Genomic DNA, 20,703 nt, shown 5'->3' on the forward strand with positions numbered 1-20,703 from the left:
TCAGTGCTCAACTTCATCTACTACCCCGTGTCCTTCATCCTCTGGTGTTGGCACAAAGTCTTCGGCTTCGTGTTGGGGGACAACAACGCGTTTGCCTGGATCCTCGCGATCATGTTCCTGACGTTCACGGTTCGCGGCATCATGTTCAAACCGTTCGTGAACCAGGTCCGGTCGATGAAGAAGATGCAGGACTTCGCGCCGGAAATGAAGAAGATCCAGAAGAAGTACGCGAACGACAAGCAGCGTCAAGCGGCGGAGATGCAGAAGCTCCAGCGGGAGCACGGCGTCAACCCGCTCGGCAGCTGCCTGCCGATGGTTCTGCAGATCCCTGTCTTCATTGGTCTGAACTGGGTGCTGCGCGCGTTCTCGATCCAGCCCAAGGACGGCAGCCCGAAGACCAACAACTACTTCTTCGATCAGGCCGGCGTCGATTCCTATGTGCACGCCAAGCTGTTCGGCGTCAACATCGGTGACGCCATCCACCACGCGTCGGTCCTCGGCGGCACGGGTGGCGGCTGGAACTGGAACGTTGCTCCTGTCGCGATTCCGCTGATGATCCTGGCGAGCGTGCTGACCCACCTGACGGCGCGGCACTCGGCAGCCCGGCAGAGCGCGGCGGCCGCGGAGGCGACCCCGCAGACCGCGATGATGCAGAAGCTGACGATGTACATCTTCCCGCTGGGTGTGCTCGTCTTCGGTGCCTTCTTCCCGATCGGACTGCTCGTCTACTGGTTGTCGAACAACGGCTGGACGCTGATGCAGCAGCGCCTCGTATACACGCGTATCGATAAGGAAGAGGAAGAGAAGAAGGTCGCGGAGAAGGAGAAGCGCGACGCGCTCGCCCCGAAGCCCGGCGCCAAGCCGAAGCCCGGTCAGAAGCCGGCGCAGCAGACAAAGCCCGTCGCCACGGAGGAGGAGTCGTCCACGAGCGAGTCCACGACGGGCGGCAATCGCGCCGCCGCCAACGGCGGTAAGGGCAACTCGAAGGCCGGATCGCCTCACCGGTTCGCTCAGCAGCCGCAGCGCCCGAAGAGCGGGACAGCGCAGCAGCGGAAGAAACCGGCATCGGGCGGCAAGAACCCTGGACAGAAAGGCTCGGGGCAGAAGCGTCGCTGACAGCTTCCCCGGGAGAGGAGACGAATGATGTCGGAGACGGTCGAGACGATCGACACCGAAGGCAACGCCGACACCGAAGTGAGCGCCACGGGTGGTGCCGAACTGCTGGTGCGGGAAGGCGACATCGCGGGCGACTACCTCGAACGCCTGCTGGATCTGCTGGACTACGACGGTGACATCGATCTCGATGTCGAGGCCGGCCGGGCGATTGTCAGCATCGACGGCGGTGACGATCTGGAGAAGCTCGTCGGCGGCCGGGGTCAGGTGCTCGAGGCGCTACAGGAGCTGACCCGGCTTGCGGTGCAGCAGGAGACCGGGACTCGCAGTCGGCTGATGTTGGACATCGCCGGCTGGCGAGCGGCGCGGCGGGAGGAACTGCGCGAGCTTGGCCGGACGACCGCGGAGTCGGTGGTCTCGACGGGTGAGAAGGTGCGACTCCAGCCGATGAGCCCGTTCGAGCGGAAGGTCGTGCACGACGCAGTCGCCTCGGTGAAGGGCGCTCGTAGCGAGAGCGAGGGCGAGGAGCCGAAACGGCGCGTGGTCGTTCTGCTGGACGACGAAGACTGACAAGCCAGGACTAAGAGCGGCCCACCGGGATCCGGTGGGCCGCTTTTTTGTATTACTCGTTTCACGTGAAACGGGTCCACCTCCCCCTCTTGATGTTCGCGTCGGGGACAATCAGTCGCGACGCAGTTTCACGTGAAACGGGGTGACGAGTGGAGGACGTCGAAGACTCGACGGCCAAGGTGTTCGGTGCCGGCTTGCCACGGGCCAAGCGGTTCGCGGAGTTGTTGGAGCAACACGGCGTCGAACGTGGGCTGATCGGTCCTCGCGAGGTCGAGCGCCTCTGGGAACGGCATCTCCTCAACTCCGCCGTGATCGGCGAGCGTATCCCCGACGGGGTGAGCGTCGTCGACGTTGGCTCGGGCGCTGGACTCCCCGGCATCCCGCTTGCGATCGCCAGACCGGATCTGGAGATCACTCTCGTCGAGCCGATGGCGCGTCGCGTCGACTGGCTTGCGGAAGTGATCGAGGAGCTGGACCTCGATGTCCGGGTGATCCGTGGGCGCGCCGAGGAGAAGGTCGTGCGCGCGGAGATCGGCACCGCGGATGTGGTGACCGCCCGCGCGGTCGCTCCACTCGCCCGCCTGGCGGGTTGGTGCCTTCCGCTGCTGCGAGAGGGTGGCATGATGCTTGCGGTGAAGGGGGCCAGCGCGCGGGACGAAGTCACCCGTGATGCGGCCGCCGTGTCCCGGGTCGGAGGCGGCACGCCCACGGTCTCGGAGTGCGGCGCGGGGCTCGTGGAGGTCCCCACCACCGTCGTCATTATCGAACGAATCCGCCCGCAGGCGCCGGAGCCGGGGAAACGGCGGCGGAACGCTGTCGGTGTCCGGTCGAAGCGGAGGGGATGAAAAGATGGCCATGTTCCACGTGAAACCGCGCGGCGGAATATCAATCCCAGAGAGGTGGCTCGGCCGGTGACCCCGCCTTCAACAGACTGGACCCCGATCGCCGAAGAAGCCGAGCGCGCGGCGCGCGTTCTGCATCCCGAATCCAACCGCCTCCCCCGTCCCGACCATCGCCGCGTGCTGACGGTCGCCAACCAGAAGGGCGGGGTCGGCAAGACCACCAGTGCTGTCAACCTCGCCGCGGCGCTCGCGGTGCACGGGCTCAGGACGCTCGTCATCGACCTGGACCCACAGGGCAACGCCAGCACCGCGCTCAACGTGGACCACCGCTCGGGCACGCCGTCGGTGTATGAGGTGCTCCTCGGCGAGGTATCCCTCGCGGACGCGACCGCCGTCAGCGAGCAGTCGCCGAACCTCCTGTGCGTCCCCGCGACGATCGACCTCGCCGGTGCCGAAATCGAACTCGTCGAGATGCCCAATCGAGAGTCGCGGCTCAAGGAGGCGCTGTCGTCCGAAGCGATCGATGAGGTCGGCGTCGACTACGTCTTCATCGACTGTCCCCCGTCTCTCGGGCTGCTCACCGTCAACGCGATGGTCGCGGCACGCGAGGTGCTCATCCCGATCCAGTGCGAGTACTACGCGCTCGAAGGTCTGGGCCAGTTGCTGAGCAACATCGATCTGGTGCAGAAGCACCTCAATCCCAGCCTCGCCGTGTCCACGATCCTGCTCACGATGTACGACGGCCGCACCAAGCTGGCCGATCAGGTGAGCGCCGAGGTGCGCGGTCACTTCGGCGACGTCGTGCTCAAGACCGTCATCCCGCGCAACGTGAAGGTCTCCGAGGCGCCCAGTTACGGCCAGACCGTGCTGGCGTACGACCCGGGTTCTCGTGGCGCGATGAGCTACATGGACGCGGCGAAGGAAATCGCCGAGCGTGGCAGCACCAACGGATCGAGGAGCGGAACGTTATGACGGAGCGCAGAGGAGGACTCGGCCGCGGCCTCGCGGCGCTGATCCCCACCGGGCCGGCGAACGGTGAACAGCCGGAGGTTCGGGTCGAGACGTCCTCGCGCAACGGCGACAAGGACTGGTTTGCCGCGAACAACGCGGTGCCGGTTCCCGGGGGCGAGGTGGCCGGTGCCGTCTACCGTGAGATCCCGGTCGGCGCGGTCAAGGCCAATCCGAAGCAACCTCGGCAGGTCTTCGACCAGGAGGCGCTGGCCGAGCTCGAGCATTCGATCCGCGAGTTCGGGCTCATGCAGCCGATCGTGGTGCGCGAGCTCGGCGATGGCGGCTACGAGCTCGTCATGGGCGAACGACGGCTCCGCGCGTCGCAACAAGCCGAGCTCGAGAAGATCCCGGCCATCGTCCGGCAGACCGCCGACGAGGCGATGCTGCGGGACGCGCTCCTGGAGAACATCCACCGAGTTCAGCTGAATCCGCTCGAAGAGGCCGCCGCGTATCAGCAGCTGCTCGATGAGTTCGAGGTGACACACGAGGAGCTGGCCGGCCGCATCGGTCGTAGCCGCCCGGTCATCACGAACACGATCCGGTTGCTCAAGCTTCCCCTCCCCGTGCAGCGCCGAGTCGCGGCCGGGGTGCTTTCGGCCGGACATGCGCGAGCGCTGCTGTCGCTCGAGGACGCCGAGGCGCAGGAGGAGCTGGCGACCCGCATCGTCGCCGAAGGTCTCTCCGTGCGCGCGACCGAGGAAGCGGTGACCCTCAAGAAGTCCGAGGCGCCCGCGAAGCCGAAACCGCAACCGCGCAAGGCCATGCACGCGCCGGGTTTGCAGGACCTGGCGACCCGCCTCTCCGACACGTTCGACACGCGGGTGAAGGTCGACCTCGGCCGCCGCAAGGGCCGGATCGTCGTCGAGTTCGGCTCGGTCGACGATCTTCAGCGGATCGTGGACCTGATGGCGCCGAATGCGGCAAAACAGACATCCGATTTCGATGAGGAATGACACCAGGTCGTTTCGTCACGGTGATGAATAGCAGAACGGCTCCCTTCGCGCGCGGCGAGGGGAGCCGTGATGTTTCCGCGGGGGTCAGCCCCGCGCGATGGCGCGAGTGACGAGCTCGGCGAAGACCTCGCCGAGATTGGTGCCGGCGGACTCCATGGCCATCGGTACCGTCGAAGTTTCCGTCAGCCCCGGCGACGAGTTCACTTCGAGGAACTGCACTGTGCCATCGGGCGCGACGATCGCGTCGGTCCGCGAAATGTCACGCATGCCGAGCAGCCGGTGCGCCGCGACGGCCAGCTCCCCCACCGCCTTGGCCACATCTTCGGACAGCCGCGCCGGCGAGAAGAAGTCGGTCAGTCCGGCGGTGTAGCGGGCCGTGTAGTTGTAGACCCCGCTCTCCGGCACGATCTCGACGGGCGGCAGCGCCTGCGGGCCGCCGTCGCGTTCGATCACGGCGATCGCGATCTCCGTGCCGTCGATGAGCCGCTCGGCCAGGACCGTGTCCCCGTAGGCGAAGCACCCGACCATCGCGGCGGGCAGTTCCGCGGCATCGCGCACGACCTGCGTGCCGAGCGCGGAGCCACCCTGGTCCGGCTTGAGGATCAGCGGCAGCCCGAGCTGGTCGACGATCGCGTCCAGCACCTCCTGCGCGCCCAGTTCACGGAACGTGCTGTTCGGTAGCGCGACCCAGTCGGGCGTGGCGAATCCGGCGTCGGCGACCAGCGCCTTCGCGGTCGGCTTGTCCCACGCGCGCCGGCATCCCTGCGAACTCGTTCCCACGTAAGGAATCTTGAGCATTTCGAGAATGGTCTGGACCGAACCGTTCTCGCCCTCGCCGCCGTGCAACGCGATCACCGCCGCGTCCGGACGATCGGTGCGCAGCCGGGTGAGCAGCCCCGCGTCCGTGTCCCATTCCTCGACGGTCAGCCCCTGCGACCGCAGGGCGGCGGACAGCCGCCTCCCGGAACGCAACGAGACATCTCGCTCATGCGAAAGCCCGCCTGCGAGAACTGCGACGGTGGGCAGAACCACGCCGATACCCCTTTGAATGTCTGAAATGGACTCTCAGGCCGTGTCCGGAGACGGGTTCTCCGGCCCGGAGATCGGCTTCATGCTGACGTTACCGAAGGTCCGCACCAGGTCCATTTCGGACTCGAGAACCCCGGCGAGCCTGCGCACGCCCTCGCGGATCCGTTCGGGCGTCGGGTAGCAGTAGGACAACCGCATCTGCCTGCTGCCGAAACCGTCGGCGTAGAAACCTGTTCCCGAGGCGTACGCGACCCGGGCGGTCACCGCGCGCGGCAGCATCGCCTTGGTGTCCACGCCTTCCGGCACGGTCACCCACACGTAGAACCCCCCGTCCGGGGTGGTCCAGCTGCAGCCCGTGGGCATGTGTTGTTCGAGCGCGCCGAGGATCGCATCACGGCGCTCCCGGTAGTTTTCGCGGAAGGTCTTGATCTGGCCCTTCCAGTCGTGCGTGGTCAGATACCGCGACACGATCATCTGGTTCAGCGTGGGCGGGCACAGCGTCGCGGACTCGGCCGCCAGCACCAGCTTCTCGCGTACCGCGTGTGGCGCCAGAACCCAGCCGACCCGCAGGCCCGAGGCGAACGTCTTCGAGAACGACCCGAGGTAGATGACGTTGTCCGGGTCGAGGGAACGCAGCGCCGGGTAGGTCTGCCCGTCGAAGCCGAGTAGACCGTACGGGTTGTCCTCGATCACCAGCACGCCGTGCGCGCGGCAGATCTCGACGATCTCGGCGCGGCGTTCGACGGCCAGTGTGACTCCGGCCGGATTGTGGAAATTCGGGATTGTATAAAGGAACTTGACCCGCTTGCCGGCTTTCGCGGCCTGGGCGAGTGCTTCGCGCAGCGCCTCCGGCACCAGGCCGTCGTCGTCCATCGCGACGTGCACGACCTGCGCCTGATACGCGGCGAACGACCCGAGCGCGCCGACGTACGACGGCCCCTCGGCGAGCACGATGTCGCCGGGGTCGCAGAACAGCCGGGTGACCATGTCGAGACCCATCTGGGAGCCGACGGTCACCACGACGTCGTCAGGATGGGCCGAGATGCCTTCGAGAGCCATGATCTCGCAGATCTGCTCTCGCAGTACCGGGATGCCGTGCGCGGACCCGTACTGGAGCGCTACGAGCCCCTCGTCGGCGATCAGCTCACCGATCTGAGTGGAGAGGCTCTCCAACGGCAGTGCGGCCAGGTTCGGCATGCCGCCCGCCAGCGAGACGACCTCGGGCCTGCTCGCCACCGCGAACAACGCCCGGATCTCCGACGCCGTCATCCCGGCGGTGCGCGCGGCGTACCGGTCGAGGTGCGGGTCGAGGTTGTGGCGGCCGGATCTGTCGGGCGTGGAGGCAGTCATCAGCACTTCGCAGGTGTCGGCGGTCAGTCCGTCGAGTGTAACCACCCGTCCTTGTGACCTTCGCGGACTTTCGACCTGCGTCACATACGCCTATCCTCGGAAGCGGCCGAAACGCTGACGCGGTGCGCTGTGCCCGTCAGCCGGTCACGAAACATTCTGGGAGGTCGGGTGTCGCGTCGCGTCGTAGGCGTCACGCTGGACAACCTGGAGCAGCTGCCCAAACACTGCCGCCGGTGCGTGTACTGGGAGCTCGCGCCGCATCTGCGCGCGCAGGCCGAGGAGTACGGCTCGACGGAGGTCGAGAAGGAAGCCTGGGTGTCCAGCGTGCTGCTGGAATGGGGATCCTGTGGCCGGCTCATTTTCAGTGACAACCTGCCGGTCGGGTTCGTGCTGTACGCCCCGCCGAACGCGGTCCCGCGAGCCAGCGCCTTCCCGACGTCGCCGCCCAGCGCGGACGCCGTGCTGCTGACCGGCTTCCACGTGCTGCCGGAGTTCCGTGGCGGTGGGCTGGGCCGGACGCTCGTCCAGGCGGTCGCGAAGGACCTCACCCGCCGCGGCGTGCGGGCCATCGAGGCGTTCGGTGACGCGGACCCGGACGAGCCCGCGAACGAGGCGGTGGGACACACCTGCGTGGTCCCGGCCGACTTCCTCAGCGCGGTCGGGTTCAAGACCGTGCGCCCACATCCCAAATGGCCGCGGCTGCGCCTGGAACTTCGCTCGGCGATCTCCTGGAAGGAAGACGTCGAGGCGGCGCTGGAGCGTTTGCTGGGCCAGGTGAGCATCCAGACGGCGGAACCAAGCACCCTTCGCGCGTAGTTGTCCACAGGTCTGTGGACAGAGTTATCCACTTGTCCACAGTTGTGGGTAGGCACTGCTCTGTTTGAGCGTTTTCGGGCCATTCTGGGACGGACGCGAGCCGCTTGAACAATGATCAACCCCTGTGGCGGAGCCGAGATGGATAACGAAAAACGGCAAGCGCATCCTGATCAACCAGAAGAAGGGGGGCGTGGCGATCGCTGCGGTTGCGGTCGCCGGGGGCGTGGCCTTCGCCGGAGCGGGCGCGGGAGTCGGCGGCGGTGGGACGGCGGCTGATGGCGCGGCTCAGAGCCTGCGCGTCAAGACGAACAGCAGCAAGGGCGAAGCGCGTCAGGGGCGCAGCCAGCAGGCGTGGGCAAGGATGGGGTGGAAGCAGCTCGAGCGCAAGGCAGAGCGAGCGCTGAAATGCGCCGCCGCTTCTTATGGAGAGGTGCAGGAATTCTTCTTCCGGACGCCCTGCAGATCGCTGGATCGAATGCTCTTCGCGCTGGCGGACGAGAAAGGCAACACCTTCACCATCTCGGTCTCCTGGGTGCGGATGGATAGCGCCCGCGACGCCGAACGGCTGAAGCAGCTCGTGGATACCGACGGCACTGGCAACGTCTCGCCGCTCGGTGCGGCCGCTGTGCAGGCGGGGTTCACCGGCAAGTACTACGGCTCCGACCGGCGCGGTGCACTGGCCGTGATCGCCGAGGCCGCGCCCGGGAGGGGCAAGCCAGGCGGCGACGAGATGGACGCCGCGGCTGAGATTGCTGTGCTGTTGCCGCCGCCCTGAACTACCTTTCCGCTTTCGCGAGTTCGTGGGCCAGGACGTCGGCGAACGTGAAGGTGCCGGTCGGCTGGTCGCCCTCACCGAGCAGGTACAGGCGTTTGACGGCCACCAGGATGCCCTCGGCGACGACGTCACGGAACGCCGAGTCCGACATCCGGGCCCGGTCGTTCGGGTTGCTCAGGTAGCCGATCTCGATGCGCACTGCCGGGCATCTGGTCAGCCGCAGGATCTCCCAGGTCTTCGCATGCGTCCGGCAGTCCAGCAGGCCCGTCCGCGCGGCCAGTTCACGCTGGATGAAACCGGCGAGCAGCTCTCCCACGGTGGACGTCGTGCCATATCCGTTGCCGAAATGGAACGTCGCGACGCCCTGCGCCTGAGGCGACTGGTTCGCGTCACAGTGCAGCGACAGGAACAGGTCCGCGCCCGCCTCGTTGGCGAACGCCGCCCGGTCGGCCTCCGTCGGTCCGGTGTCCCGGCCGCGCGAAATCAGCGCCTCCATGCCCGTCGCCTTCATCCGGCCTTCCAGCCGGCGCGCCAGGTCCCAGGCCACATCCGCTTCGCGGACGCCCTCGATGTCGACGCCGGTGTCGCCGCCGCCATGTCCCGGGTCGATCACGATGCGCTTGCCCCGCAGCCGCGGCCCGGCCTGGCGAACCTGCTCCTGCTCCCGCAGGAACACCGGCCGCCCACCGCGGGCTCGTGGGGACAGCTGCCGCAGCGCACGCACCGTCGCCGGGCCACAGATGCCGTCGATGGTCAGGCCGTAGTCACGCTGGAAGTTGCGCAGTGCCTTCTCGGTACGGCTACCGAACAGCCCGTCGGGGCGGCCCGCGTCATATCCCAGTTCAGTGAGCCGGTCCTGCAGTGCGAATACGTCGTCACCGTGCACCGGCGCGGAAATCAGGAACGCGAGCGGGCGGCTGCCCAGGTGGTAGGTCGCGCCGCGCAGCACCTGGTACGTGGCAGGCCCGACGACGCCATCGGTGATCAGCCCACGACGCTGCTGGAAGCCCCGAACGGCGCGCTCGACCTCCTGGTCGAAGAACGCGTGACCGTCTGCCTCGCCTGACGTCTTGAGCATGCCCAACGACACCAGCATCGACCGGATCTCAGCGACGTCTTCCCCGGCGTCACCGCGGCGGAGTACCCGCATGCACTCCTCGCTCTTCCTTGGGCACCGGCAAGGAAAACCGGTGCGGCGCAATCAGTTTCGGGCGGCTGGCCCAGCTTCCTATTCTGCCCTGCCGACTCTGCGTGACCACGCAGGGCCGGTGGGTGCGTCGCCCGTTCGTGGTGAGAGCAGCAAGAAACCCGGGGGCCGTCTTATAAAGACGCAAGCCCCCGGGTTCGGGTTGCCTTGCGGGTCAGGCCAGAACGTCGGACAGGTCCGACAGCAGCGCGGCCTTCGGCTTGGCGCCGACGATCTGCTTCACCGGCTTGCCGCCCTGGAACAGGATCAGCGTCGGGATCGACATGACCTGGTAGTCACGAGCGGTGCCCGGGTTCTCGTCGACGTCGAGCTTGGCGACCTTGATCTTCGCCTTGTGCTCGCTCGCGATCTCCTCGAGCACCGGCGCGACCATCTTGCACGGGCCACACCAGGTCGCCCAGAAGTCGACGAGCACCGGTGTCTCGCTCGTCAGGACGTCGTCGGCGAACGTCTGGTCGGTCACCTTCACGGTGTCGGACATGTTTTCTCCTTACCAGTGGGATTGAACGTCAGTGGGTCAGTTGGCCGCACCGTAACCGCCGCCGACCAGTTCCGGCGTGGTTTCGGCGGCTTCGGTGCCGGCATGCTCGGCCAGCCAGCGCTCGGCGTCGATCGCCGCGCTGCAGCCTGAGCCGGCGGCGGTGATCGCCTGGCGGTAGGTGCGGTCGACCAGGTCACCGGCCGCGAACACCCCGTCGAGGTTGGTGTACGAGGACCGGCCCTTCGTGACCACGTAGCCATCCTCGTCGAGGTCGACCTGGCCCTTGACCAGCGCGCTGCGCGGGTCGTGGCCGATGGCGACGAAGTAGCCGGTGACGTCGAGCGTCGACTCTTCCCCGGTGACGGTGTCCCGCAGCGCGACACCGTGCACCTTGCCGTCGCCCTCCACCCCGGTGACCTGCTTGTTGAGCGCCCAGCGGATCTTCTCGTTCGCGCGGGCACGCTCCAGCATGATCCTCGACGCGCGGAACTCTTCGCGCCGGTGGACGACCGTCACGGACCTGGCGAACTTGGTGAGGAAGGTGGCCTCCTCCATCGCCGAGTCACCACCACCGATAACCGCGATGTCCTGATCGCGGAAGAAGAACCCGTCACAGGTGGCACACGCGGACACGCCGCGGCCGAGCAGCTCCTGCTCACCCGGCACGTGCAGGTACCGCGCGGCGGCCCCCATCGCCAGCACCACCGCCCTGGCGGCATAGCGGACACCGTTGGCGGTCACGTACTTGATCTCGCCGGTCAGCTCGACCTCTTCGACATCCTCGGCGCGCAACTCGGCACCGAAACGCTCCGCCTGGCTGCGCATCTCCGTCATCAGCTCAGGGCCCTGGATGCCTTCCTTGAAGCCCGGGTAGTTCTCCACCTCGGTGGTCGTCATCAACGCACCACCGAACTGGGAACCCTCGAACACCAGTGGCTCAAGCTGGGCGCGCGCCGCATACACGGCGGCCGTGTATCCAGCGGGACCAGAGCCAACGATGATCAGGTTCCGAACGCTTTCCGCTGTCACCCGTGACCTCCGCTCGTCTTCACCTGCGTACCAGGCTCAACACGATCGTAAGGTCAGGTGTTCCCGGCGGGGATACCGCTCGGGAAAGGTAACAGTCACTTGCCGACGACGCGGTCGAGCAGGGGTTTCGGGCCGCAGACCGGGGACAGCGCGACCAAGCGGAACTCGGCGAGCTTGCCCGTGGTCAGCAGGACGAACACGGCGGGCTGCCCGTCGAGTGTGCCCGAACTCACTCCGATCGGTGACGCCGTGTCCGCGAAACCGGCCGCCTGCAGGCAGGCATTCAGTCGCTGCGCGTCGCCGAGCGGGCCGTAGTCCTTCGTCCCGGTGCTCAGCCGGCCGACCGCGGCCTGTGGCTGGTCACTGCGCACGGCCAGCGAGGAACCACCCGCTGCGCTGTTCACCGGCGGCGCGGCGACCGGCTTACCGGTCGTCTGCGTCGAACCGGGCACGGCGATGGCGATGGCCGCCACCGCGGCAGCGGCGACGGCCACCACCCCGCTGATCCACCCGATCCGCTGGTTGCGTTTGCGCCGGACCGCGGCGAGATCCACGACGGGGGCGAGCCCCCGTGCCTCCGCGGCGATGGCGGTGTCGATCCGGGCGGCCACCGCAGGCGGCATCGGGGGTGCCGGCGCCGTCGCGAGACTCGCCAGGTCGGCGGTGGTCGCTTCGAGCGCCTGGATGATCGCGCGTGCCTCGGGATCGGCCTGCACCCGCGGCCACAACCGCGCGGCTTCGCGCTCGTCCAGCACACCTGCCTGCAGGTCAGCGAGCAGGTCGACAGACCAGGGCGGGCCCGCGGCCTCGATTCCCCTGCCTTCGTCCGTCATCGTCCCTCCCGTGCCCGCACCCGCTCGGCCCGGTCTTTCCCGGCGACGCCACTCATCGGGCCTCCCGTCGGCGTTTGCTTTCGGAAGTTGGGACGTTCGCAATCGCATCGGGGTTCCGCAGATGACCGAGAACCTTCGCGAGTTTGGCCCGGCCGCGGGCACATCGGCTTTTCACCGTGCCCTCGGCGATTCCGAGCAGCTTCGCGGTCTCACTCACCGAGTAACCCTCGATGTCCACCAGGACGATCGGTGCCCGCTGCTCCTCCGGCAACTGGTCGAGCGCGGACTGGATGACCAGCCGTGTCTCCCGGTCGGCCATCGAGTCGCGCGGGGTCGCCGGTTCGCCCTGGCCGGTCTCCGGCAGCGGCACCGTCGGCCGGGCCTGCCTGCGGCGGACCCGGTCGAGGCATGCGTTGACCACGATCCGGTGCAGCCAGGTGGTCACCTGCGATTCGGCGCGGAAGTTCCCGGCGGCCCGGAACGCGGAGATGAAGGCGTCCTGCAGTGCGTCTGCCGCCTCTTCGGGGTCACGCAACGTGCGCAGCGCGACAGCCCACATCCGGTCCCGATGCCGCCGCACCAGCTCACTGAACGCGGAGGCATCTCCGGCCGCATGGGCCGCGATGAGGTCGGCGTCCGTCGGTACGGCAGCGGTCACCCGCGACACACTACTGGGCGGGCAGGAACGTCAATTCGCCCATCTGGGACTGGTATTTGCCGCTGCTGTTCGTCAGCTGGGTGATCCAGACCAAGAAGTACTGGCCCTGCTGTGGTTGCGGCAGCGTGATGTCGGTGGACGGGCCGTTCAGCGTCGCTTTGCCGAGCACCCGGGTCGACTCGAGGTCCGGGTTCTTCGAGTCCGCCGACCGCAGTTCGACCACGGTGTTCGGGCTGCCGCCCTGGATGTTCAACTTGGCCAGGTTGATCGGGTTGTCGAAGCCGACGATGATGCCGACGCCGCGCTTGACCGTCGGGAACTGCTGACGGTACTGGTCGGTGCGCCACGTCGTGCCAGGGTCACCGTCAATCAGGTTCTTGGCGCGGCTGGTGTTGTCACCGTCGCCGTCCGGGTTGAACACGGCGGCACTGGACGGCTCGACGGCCGCACCGACCTGCGCCTGCCCTGGTGGTGGGTTGGTCGGCGATGGAGGCGGCGCCTCCGTGGACGGTGGCGGACCTGCCGTCGGGGTCGGCTGCGCGACGTTGATGGCGGGACCACTGTTGGGATTGTCCTGGAAAAAGCTGATCGCGAGCATGCCGAGCCAGGCCAGGATGCCGACCGCGGCGACCACCAGCACGGTCACACCCAGCGCGAGCTTTCGCCGCCGCGCCTTGTCCTTGACCGGTTTTTTCGTCGTCCAGATCGTGCCGTCGCTGTCGGGTTTCACGCCGGCGGCGTTGATCAGCTGCGTGCGCTCCTCGGCCTCGGCCGCGAGTTCGAGCGCCCGCAGGATGGCCGCGCTGGTACGGATCCCGCCGTGACCGCCGTCTTCGATCGTGCGGACGGCGAGTGAGGACAGCTCGGCCGGCACGGCGGGCACCAGCGAGCGGGGCGGGACCAGCCGCCCGTTCGGCGCGTGCGGTGCCGCGGGGATCGCCGCCGGCCCGCCCGGCAGTGCCCACCGGCCGGTCAGCAGCAGGTACAGCACCGCGCCGATCGCCTTGACGTCGTCACGCAGGGTCGCGTCGGGCAGTGGGCCGGGGAACGCCAGCCGCAGCGTGCCGTCCGCGGTGAGGCGCAGCCGCTGCGGATGGTCCAGACCGAGCACGAGACCCGAGTGGTGCGCGCGCTCGACCGCTTCGGCCAGCTTCTGCACCATCCGCGCCGCGGTGAGCGGGACGACGGGACGCTCGGCCACCAAGTCGATGAGGTCGGTGCCCTTGGTCCACTCGGTCACCACGACACCCAGCAGCCCCTCGCCGGAGGTGATGCCGCTGCCGAGGCTGAGCACGTCAAGCACCCTGGCAACGCCTTCGTGGTTGAACTTGGCGGCGTGAGCCGCGCGTTCGAGCGTGCGCCGGGCCGCCCGGGCCGATTCGGCATCCGCCGGGTCACCGACCAGCAGGGTCAGCGCGACATCCCGGCGCAGCTGCCCGTCACGCGCGCGCCAAAGGTGCGCGCCCGCGCGTTCGTCGATCCCGAACTGGGCAAGGAGCCGGTACCTGCCGTCGCCGACGACACTTCCGGGCGCGAGGGAGCCTCCCCGCGCGCGGACCCCGACCTGCTCGCTCCGCTTCTCGTTCACCCCACGCTCTCTCTTTCGCGCACCTGCTAGACGAGCGTACGCGAGTACGACGAGTCGTTCAGACTTATCCGTGTGTCGATCGTTACCGGCGCTTGATCAAACGGGTGAAGCGTTTCGTCGCCGGGGCGAGCTCCTCCACCTTCAAGGCTGCCAGCACCCCGAACGACACGCCGAGCCCGACGATGCCCTGCAAGACAAGCTTGAGCCAGGCGGTGACGCGCGGCCCGAAGTCCGGCACGATCGAGCCGACGAGCACGGCCGCGAGCACGCCGAGCGCGCTCGCCACGAGCGTGAACAGGATGACCCCGAGTACCCGCCTGCTGCGCAGGTTGCCGAGGCTCACCCACAGCCAGACCTGTCCCATGATCGCGCCGACCACGAACGTCAGCGAGTTGACCATCATCGCGCCGAGCACGATGTTCTGGGCCGTCAGCAGCGCTTGGCACAGGTACAGCAGCGGGATCTTGACCAGCGTCATCACGATCATGATCAGCGTCGGCGTGCGCGCGTCCTTCATCGCGTAGAACACCCGCAGTTGCAGCATGACCAGCGCATACGGCAGCAGGCCGAACGCTGAGATGGCCAGTGCCTCGCCGAGCCGCGCCGCGTCCGTTGCCGAGTTCTGTCCGCCGCTGAACAGCGCGACACCGATCGACGACCCGATCACGCTCATCACCGCGGCGATCGGCACCAACATCACCGTCGAGATGCGGGAGGCGTAGGACAGGTCGGCGACAACCTTGCGGGTGTCCCCGTCGGCGGCGTTGCGGCTCAGCCGCGGCATGATCGCGGTCAGCAGCGAGACCCCGATGACGCCGTAAGGCAATTGGAACAACAGCCAGGCGTTCGAGTAGATCGTCACGCCACCGGCGTCGCCGCTGGTCAGCACCCGGGTGTTGATCGTGAAACCGATCTGGCTGACCGCGACGTAGCCGAGAATCCACAGTGCGAGCCCGCCGAACTCGCGCATCCGCCGGTCGATGCCCCAGCGCCATTTGAACCGGAATCCCGTGCGCAGCAACGGTGGCACGAGCATCAGTGCCTGTACGACGATGCCCAGCGTCACGCCGATGCCGAGGACCAGCAGCTTCGTGTCACCCATGTGCACCGGGTTCAAGCTGATCTCGCCCGGCAACACCATGAACAGTGCGAGCGTCACGATCACGACGAGGTTGTTGACCACGGGCGCCCACGCGGCAGGCCCGAAGATCTGCTTCGCGTTGAGCACCGCCGACAGCAACGCGAAGATGCCGTAGAACAGGATTTCGGGCAGCAGCAGCCGCGCGAACGCGGTGGTGAGTTCGGGGCTCGCCTGGCCCGAACCGCCGTCCAGGTACAGCGACGTGAATGCCGGCGCGGCGATGACCGCAATGATGCTGCCGAACAGCAACAGCACGACCGCGACCGTCAGCATGCGCTGGGTGTAGGCCTCGCCGCCGTCAGGATCGTCCTGCGACCGCACGAGCAACGGCACCACGACACTGCTCAGCACACCGCCGAGCAGCAGCTCGAAGACGATGTTGGGCAGCGTGTTCGCGATGTTGAAGGAGTCGTTGACGATGCCGGTGCCGACGGCCCAGACCAGCATGATCTTCCAGAAAAAGCCGGTGATGCGGCTGATCAGCGAGGCGACGGCGATCCGGCTACTGGACTTGACCAGCGACGGCGCCGCGGCGACCGGTTTCTCGACCTTCGGGAGGAAACCGGTCGCGTCGAGACCGGGACCTTCACCGAAGGAGGAATCCGTGGCCGGGCTCGGCAGCCGCGGCAGCATCCGCGTGGCGAGCGAGTCATACGGCCGCATCGAGTCCGGGTCGGCGACCGGCCATTTCGAGCTGGCGGGCACCCCGCCGATCCGCGGGATGAACGTCGTGGCGTCCGGGTCGTTCGGGGGCAGCGGCGGTGCGCCGAACGGCATGCTGTCCGGCGCTGCCATCTCCTGACGCCACGGCCGGACCGGTGCGCGGCGCGGCGGTGGCTGACGCGGCGGCTGCTGGTGGACCGGCGGGAACCTGCCCTGCTGGTGCTGGGGAGGCGGCGGCACCGGCCTGCGGTGCCCGTTCGCGGGCGGCACCCACTGGGTGGGCTGGTCCGGCGGCGGTATGCGCTCAGGTGGCGGTCGCCGAGTGACGCGTTCGGCGGGACGCTCGGGTGGCCACCCCGGCTCTGTGTCCAACGCGTGCCCCATCTTCGGCGGTCGATACGGTCACTCCAGGGTAATCAACTCTGGTTGCGAGCCCTGATCCGGCGATAGATCTGACGTCCGGAAAGCAACACGAGCGCCACGCCGCCCGCGATCGTCAGCACCAGGGTCACCACGCCGTACTGGTTGGACCGCAGCTCGAACCGCGCCGGGTTGCCGAGCTGGGTGCCGCCTGGAGTGCTGAGCGCGACCGTGATGCTGAAACGGCCCGCGCGCAGCGCCTCGGCCGGGATGGTGATCTTGCGGTTGGCGCCGAGCCCGGCCGGCAGCAACTGATCGCCGATGTCACCGGTGCGCAGGCCGTTGCTGTTGTTCAGTGTGATCCGCACCGCGACCTGCACCGGCAGCGCGTTGTTGAGGAACACCGGCAACGGCGCCGAGCCCGAGGCCAGCGAGATCGGCACGGCCGGGGTGTCGACGGTGACCTGGCCGAGCAGGGCATCCAGCTGGGCCCGGGTGTCGGCCGCGGAGACGCCGGCCGCGTTGCCACCGCGCTGCCAGGCTGTCGAGCAGTTGCGGACGAGCGCGTACCGCAGCGGGATCAGCAGCTGGTCGGGATCGATCTGGGCGGCCGGGTCGACGGCCATCGCAGTACGCAGGTCCGCCATCGTCGCCTCGACGGAGCTCATCGAGTCGGTCACGGGAGCCGGGGTGGCCGCGGCGACATCCTCCGCGGTGTAGTTCATCGTCGCCGAGCCCCCGGGCGCTGAGCCCAGCAGCTGCGGCAGCGCGACCGGGGTCAGCGCCCGGCGGTTGATCAGCTCGCCGAGCGACCCCAGCAGCTGGGACAGCTCGTTCTCCGGCGCCGACCAGCGGTGTGGTGGCGCGACCAGTACCGGCCCGCCGCCGCCGGTCAACCCGCGATACACGAGTGCGGCCAGCCCGTTCTGGGTGCTGATCGCCGGGTCGTCGGGTGGGGTCGAGGCCGCCGACCCGGACCGGCCGGGGGCGCCGGCCAGACCGGTCGACACGAGCGAGTCGGTCGGCTGCGCCCGTAGCGTCGTGCCGTTGACGGTCACGCCACCGTCCTCGTTGCCGGACAGATCGGCCGGGTCGGTGATGAGTGTCCTGATTCCGTTGCCAGGCAAGGAACTCAGCGCGGCCGAGTCAAGCGGACCCGCCGCCCACAGCACACCGGGCAGCGGCTGGGTGCCGATGATCTGCTGGACGCGCTGGGCGGTGTTGAGCGCGTAGTTCATCAGATCGCCACCACGCACACCGGCGAGCGCGGACAGGTCGGCGTCGGCGTAGGGCAGCTGGACCACGCACTGGTTCGCGACGAGCCCGCGCAACGCGGTGAGCCACGTCCTGGCCACCTCCGTCCCGCCGCCCGGGATGTTCCCCCGCGCGGTGCGGATTTCGTAGCCGCGGCTCATCGCGTCCACCGTGTCGAGCAGGTCCGGGTCCACGGCGTAGCAGAGCGACCGGCTCAGCTGCGGGTCATCGCGGACCGACGACGCGGCCGACACCAGCGCGTCCAGCCGCCCGCCCGGCCGCAGCTCCTCGGCCAGCACGTCGTCACCCAGCACGACCTTGCCGTTGAACGGGGCGGCGACGATCCGCGGGCGGGTGTCCGCGATGGGCCACAGCATGGTGACCCTCGCGGGCTGGCCAGGCGGCGGGGCGGTGGTTTTGCCGGGGCTGCCGGCGACGGGCAGCAGCAGGCTCATCGCCGCGAGCCGGGCCTGGCCGCCGTATGCCGGGGTGCCGTTGACATTGACCAGCAGCGGGTACACGCCGGTGCTACCGATCCGCAGGCCGCCGGCGGACCCGTCGAGGCGCACGGTGACGTTCAGCTGGCTGCTCTGTCCCGGTTCGAGCGTGCCGGGGTCGAGGTCGAGGAACTTCGTGCTCGATACCGCCGTCGCGGGGGTACCCGACATCGCCGAGCGGACCTGTCGCTCCGTGCCCAGCTTCTCGCCGAGTTCCAGGCGAACCTGCAGCTCGCTGATCCGGCGGTCGCCGACGTTCGTCACGGTTCCGGTGATGGTGAGCGTGTTCGAGGTGGACGTCACCGTCCGCGGGTTCAGCTGGGTGATGTCCAGCCGTAGCCGGTTCGGTGTGTCCGTGATCGACTGCGCGCCCGCGGTCAGCGGCGCCAGCAGGATGATCAAGATGGCGACCGACGCGGCAACCCACAGGTTGGCGGCGAACCGCTTCACTCTCCGACTCCTTCGGCCGCCGGCTCTTCACCGGCGAACAGTTCGAGGGCCTTGCGCACGAGCGCGCGCTCATCGGGGTAGGCGAGCCTGTTCTCCAGGTCAGCGAGGGGCACCCAAGCCACCTCGGTGACTTCCACATCTTCGTCGGAAAGCTCGCCACCGACAGCTTCCAGCAGGAAATGATGCACCGTCTTGTGCACCCGCCGACGCTCGGCCACGAACCAGTAGTCGATCTTGCCGAGCGGCGACAGCACGCGCGCCGAAATCCCGGTCTCCTCCTTGACTTCGCGCTGTGCCGTCTCTTCGGTCGTCTCGCCGTCCTCGATGTGGCCCTTGGGTAGCGACCACAGGAGCTTGCCGTGCCGGTCGAGGCGGCCGATGAGCACCGCCCGCGCGCGGTCCGGGTCGACCACCAGTCCCCCGGCCGAGGTTTCGTCGACCGTGCTCATCCTTCTGCCGCGCCGACGCCGCGACCTGCGCCGCGGTTGGCCACCGCTGGTGCGACCGGCCGATCCAGACATGCTGTGATGTTAGTCGTTACGGGTGCACGCGGGCGGTGAACGCGTAGTTGCCTCCTTACTTTCGGTCGATGGGTAGGCTGTTTTCTCGTGTCTCGTCCGGTAACAGTGGACCGTGCAGGTGGTTGTGTCCCAGTGAACGAACTCGCGGCCAAGCGAAACGCCGTCATCGAACTGATGCGGTTGCAGCCGCTCGCCGATGAGCTCGGCGGGCTGTTCGCCGCGGCCGGTCACCGGTTGTACCTGGTGGGCGGCAGTGTGCGGGACGCGTTGCTCGGGAGGCTCTCGTCCGATCTCGACTTCACCACCGACGCGCGGCCGGAGCGGATCCTCGAGATCGTGCGCGGCTGGGCCGACGGGGTGTGGGACACCGGGATCGAGTTCGGCACGGTCGGTGTCACCAAGCGGGGTTCGACGCTGGAGATCACCACCTTCCGCGCGGACAGCTACGACGGCGTGAGCCGCAACCCCGAGGTCACCTTCGGCGACACCATCGAAGGCGACCTGCTGCGGCGCGATTTCACGGTCAACGCGATGGCGATCGAATTGTCGACGAAGGAGTTCGTCGACCCGCACAACGGGCTGGACGCGCTCGCGCGAAGGGTGCTGGATACACCGGCAACGCCGCAGGAGTCCTTCGCCGACGACCCGCTGCGCATGCTGCGGGCCACCCGGTTCGTCTCACAGCTCGGTTTCGAGCCCGCGCCGCGCGTGGTCGAGGCAATGACGGCGATGGCGGGCCAACTCGAACGCATCACCGCTGAACGCGTGCAGGCCGAGCTGTCGAAGCTGATGCTGGGCGCGTACCCCCGCCGCGGGCTCGAACTGATGGTGGACACCGGGCTCGCTGGGCACGTGCTCCCCGAGTTGCCGGGGATGCGGCTGGCGATCGACGAGCACCACCAGCACAAGGACGTCTACCAGCACTCGCTCACCGTGCTGGACCAGGCGATCGCGCTCGAGCAGGACGGCCCGGACCTGACGTTGCGGTTGGCGGCGCTGCTGCACGACATCGGCAAGCCGGCGACGCGGCGGTTCGAATCAGGCGGCGGCGTGAGCTTCCACCATCACGAGGTCGTCGGCGCGAAGATGGTGCGCAAGCGTTTGCGTGCCTTGAAGTATTCGAAGCAGATCGTCGATGACGTGAGCCAGCTGGTGTTCCTGCACCTGCGGTTTCACGGGTACGGCAAGGGCGAGTGGACCGACTCGGCGGTGCGCCGCTACGTCACCGATGCCGGCCCGTTGCTGGAGCGGCTGCACAAGCTGGTCCGTGCCGACTGCACGACGCGCAACAAGCGCAAGGCCGCCATGCTGCAACGCACCTACGACGAGCTGGAAGAACGCATCGCCCGGCTCGCCGCCGCGGAGGATCTCGCACGCGTGCGGCCCGACCTCGACGGCAACGAGATCATGAGACTGCTCGGGCTGCCGCCGGGGCCGCTCGTCGGTCAGGCCTGGCGGTTCTTGAAGGAACTGCGCCTCGACCGCGGCCCCCTTTCGCATGACGAGGCGGTGGCCGAGCTGCGGCGGTGGGCAGAGGAGAACGGCATCCCGTAACTTCCGCG

Annotated in this window: 19 protein-coding genes; 8 read left to right on the top strand and 11 right to left on the bottom strand. The window is 68.2% G+C overall.

Features of this window, described 5'->3' with window-relative positions:
* Nucleotides 1–3: 3 nt before the first annotated feature.
* The 5 genes from yidC (at nucleotide 4) to GKO32_RS19530 (ending at nucleotide 4,489) form a co-directional block, all read left to right on the top strand.
* Nucleotides 4–1,116: a membrane protein insertase YidC gene (yidC, locus tag GKO32_RS19510; RefSeq protein WP_312868145.1), complete on the top strand. Its 1,113-nt coding sequence runs from the start codon at nucleotides 4–6 to the stop codon at nucleotides 1,114–1,116.
* Between the two features lie 27 nt (nucleotides 1,117–1,143).
* Complete coding sequence (locus tag GKO32_RS19515) at nucleotides 1,144–1,683, top strand: Jag family protein (RefSeq protein WP_166459653.1); 540 nt, start codon at nucleotides 1,144–1,146, stop codon at nucleotides 1,681–1,683.
* 149 nt (nucleotides 1,684–1,832) lie between these two features.
* Complete coding sequence (rsmG, locus tag GKO32_RS19520; RefSeq protein WP_312868146.1) at nucleotides 1,833–2,528, top strand: 16S rRNA (guanine(527)-N(7))-methyltransferase RsmG; 696 nt, start codon at nucleotides 1,833–1,835, stop codon at nucleotides 2,526–2,528.
* A gap of 66 nt (nucleotides 2,529–2,594) precedes the next feature.
* On the top strand, nucleotides 2,595–3,497 hold the full coding sequence (locus GKO32_RS19525; RefSeq protein ID WP_312868147.1) for a ParA family protein: 903 nt from the start codon (nucleotides 2,595–2,597) through the stop codon (nucleotides 3,495–3,497).
* Complete coding sequence (locus GKO32_RS19530) at nucleotides 3,494–4,489, top strand: ParB/RepB/Spo0J family partition protein (RefSeq protein ID WP_154758311.1); 996 nt, start codon at nucleotides 3,494–3,496, stop codon at nucleotides 4,487–4,489. The genes GKO32_RS19525 and GKO32_RS19530 overlap by 4 nt, the downstream gene beginning before the upstream one ends.
* 84 nt (nucleotides 4,490–4,573) lie before the next feature.
* Here the strand turns inward: GKO32_RS19530 and GKO32_RS19535 are convergent, their stop codons facing one another.
* Both GKO32_RS19535 and GKO32_RS19540 read right to left on the bottom strand, forming a co-directional pair.
* Nucleotides 4,574–5,521: a D-alanine--D-alanine ligase family protein gene (locus GKO32_RS19535; RefSeq protein ID WP_312868148.1), complete on the bottom strand. Its 948-nt coding sequence runs from the start codon at nucleotides 5,519–5,521 to the stop codon at nucleotides 4,574–4,576.
* Between the two features lie 33 nt (nucleotides 5,522–5,554).
* Nucleotides 5,555–6,868, bottom strand: a complete 1,314-nt coding sequence (locus GKO32_RS19540) for an aminotransferase-like domain-containing protein (protein WP_154758312.1) — start codon at nucleotides 6,866–6,868, stop codon at nucleotides 5,555–5,557.
* Between the two features lie 168 nt (nucleotides 6,869–7,036).
* On the opposite strand from GKO32_RS19540, the gene GKO32_RS19545 reads away from it, so the two are divergent.
* Entirely contained in the window at nucleotides 7,037–7,684 is a 648-nt protein-coding gene (locus GKO32_RS19545) for a GNAT family N-acetyltransferase (protein WP_312868149.1), read from the top strand.
* Between the two features lie 124 nt (nucleotides 7,685–7,808).
* Nucleotides 7,809–8,459 (top strand): hypothetical protein, encoded by a 651-nt coding sequence (locus tag GKO32_RS19550; RefSeq protein ID WP_154758313.1) that lies wholly within the window; start codon nucleotides 7,809–7,811, stop codon nucleotides 8,457–8,459.
* A gap of 1 nt (nucleotide 8,460) precedes the next feature.
* Here the strand turns inward: GKO32_RS19550 and GKO32_RS19555 are convergent, their stop codons facing one another.
* The 9 genes from GKO32_RS19555 to GKO32_RS19595 all read right to left on the bottom strand — a co-directional run bounded on the left by GKO32_RS19555 (nucleotide 8,461) and on the right by GKO32_RS19595 (nucleotide 19,141).
* The gene (locus GKO32_RS19555; protein ID WP_154758314.1) at nucleotides 8,461–9,609 is read right to left on the bottom strand and encodes an N-acetylmuramoyl-L-alanine amidase; all 1,149 of its coding nucleotides are present in this window, start codon (nucleotides 9,607–9,609) and stop codon (nucleotides 8,461–8,463) included.
* A 211-nt stretch (nucleotides 9,610–9,820) separates the two neighbouring features.
* Nucleotides 9,821–10,147 carry a thioredoxin gene (gene trxA / locus GKO32_RS19560; RefSeq protein WP_154758315.1) on the bottom strand — a complete coding sequence of 109 codons (327 nt, stop codon included), beginning with the start codon at nucleotides 10,145–10,147 and terminating at the stop codon, nucleotides 9,821–9,823.
* Nucleotides 10,148–10,183: 36 nt separating this feature from the next.
* Nucleotides 10,184–11,176 (bottom strand): thioredoxin-disulfide reductase, encoded by a 993-nt coding sequence (gene trxB, locus GKO32_RS19565; protein WP_312868150.1) that lies wholly within the window; start codon nucleotides 11,174–11,176, stop codon nucleotides 10,184–10,186.
* 95 nt (nucleotides 11,177–11,271) lie between these two features.
* The gene (locus GKO32_RS19570; RefSeq protein WP_154758316.1) at nucleotides 11,272–12,009 is read right to left on the bottom strand and encodes an RsmA family anti-sigma factor; all 738 of its coding nucleotides are present in this window, start codon (nucleotides 12,007–12,009) and stop codon (nucleotides 11,272–11,274) included.
* 52 nt (nucleotides 12,010–12,061) lie between these two features.
* Nucleotides 12,062–12,667, bottom strand: a complete 606-nt coding sequence (gene sigM, locus GKO32_RS19575; RefSeq protein ID WP_312868151.1) for an RNA polymerase sigma factor SigM — start codon at nucleotides 12,665–12,667, stop codon at nucleotides 12,062–12,064.
* A 10-nt stretch (nucleotides 12,668–12,677) separates the two neighbouring features.
* Nucleotides 12,678–14,255, bottom strand: coding sequence for a protein kinase family protein (locus GKO32_RS19580; RefSeq protein WP_312868152.1), 1,578 nt, complete (start codon nucleotides 14,253–14,255; stop codon nucleotides 12,678–12,680).
* Nucleotides 14,256–14,337: 82 nt separating this feature from the next.
* Nucleotides 14,338–16,191 (bottom strand): murein biosynthesis integral membrane protein MurJ, encoded by a 1,854-nt coding sequence (gene murJ, locus GKO32_RS19585; RefSeq protein ID WP_166459654.1) that lies wholly within the window; start codon nucleotides 16,189–16,191, stop codon nucleotides 14,338–14,340.
* A gap of 284 nt (nucleotides 16,192–16,475) precedes the next feature.
* Nucleotides 16,476–18,620 carry a DUF6049 family protein gene (locus tag GKO32_RS19590; protein WP_312868153.1) on the bottom strand — a complete coding sequence of 715 codons (2,145 nt, stop codon included), beginning with the start codon at nucleotides 18,618–18,620 and terminating at the stop codon, nucleotides 16,476–16,478.
* Nucleotides 18,617–19,141 (bottom strand): NUDIX hydrolase, encoded by a 525-nt coding sequence (locus GKO32_RS19595; protein ID WP_154758317.1) that lies wholly within the window; start codon nucleotides 19,139–19,141, stop codon nucleotides 18,617–18,619. Before GKO32_RS19595 ends, GKO32_RS19590 begins: the two co-directional genes overlap by 4 nt.
* 132 nt (nucleotides 19,142–19,273) lie before the next feature.
* Here GKO32_RS19595 and GKO32_RS19600 point away from each other — a divergent pair, with 132 nt between their 5' ends.
* Nucleotides 19,274–20,695, top strand: a complete 1,422-nt coding sequence (locus tag GKO32_RS19600) for a CCA tRNA nucleotidyltransferase (RefSeq protein WP_312868154.1) — start codon at nucleotides 19,274–19,276, stop codon at nucleotides 20,693–20,695.
* Nucleotides 20,696–20,703: the final 8 nt, after the last annotated feature.

This window comes from Amycolatopsis pithecellobii (assembly GCF_009707865.1).
GTDB lineage: Bacteria > Actinomycetota > Actinomycetes > Mycobacteriales > Pseudonocardiaceae > Amycolatopsis_E > Amycolatopsis_E pithecellobii.

Excerpts from the sequence above, each read along its gene's own strand:
- GKO32_RS19515 (WP_166459653.1), top strand. The coding sequence starts at position 1,144 with ATGTCGGAGACGGTCGAGACGATCGACACCGAAGGCAACGCCGACACC.
- GKO32_RS19530 (WP_154758311.1), top strand. The coding sequence starts at position 3,494 with ATGACGGAGCGCAGAGGAGGACTCGGCCGCGGCCTCGCGGCGCTGATC.
- GKO32_RS19540 (WP_154758312.1), bottom strand. The coding sequence starts at position 6,868 with ATGACTGCCTCCACGCCCGACAGATCCGGCCGCCACAACCTCGACCCG.
- GKO32_RS19555 (WP_154758314.1), bottom strand. The coding sequence starts at position 9,609 with ATGCGGGTACTCCGCCGCGGTGACGCCGGGGAAGACGTCGCTGAGATC.
- trxA (WP_154758315.1), bottom strand. The coding sequence starts at position 10,147 with ATGTCCGACACCGTGAAGGTGACCGACCAGACGTTCGCCGACGACGTC.
- GKO32_RS19570 (WP_154758316.1), bottom strand. The coding sequence starts at position 12,009 with ATGACGGACGAAGGCAGGGGAATCGAGGCCGCGGGCCCGCCCTGGTCT.
- murJ (WP_166459654.1), bottom strand. The coding sequence starts at position 16,191 with ATGGCAGCGCCGGACAGCATGCCGTTCGGCGCACCGCCGCTGCCCCCG.
- GKO32_RS19595 (WP_154758317.1), bottom strand. The coding sequence starts at position 19,141 with ATGTCTGGATCGGCCGGTCGCACCAGCGGTGGCCAACCGCGGCGCAGG.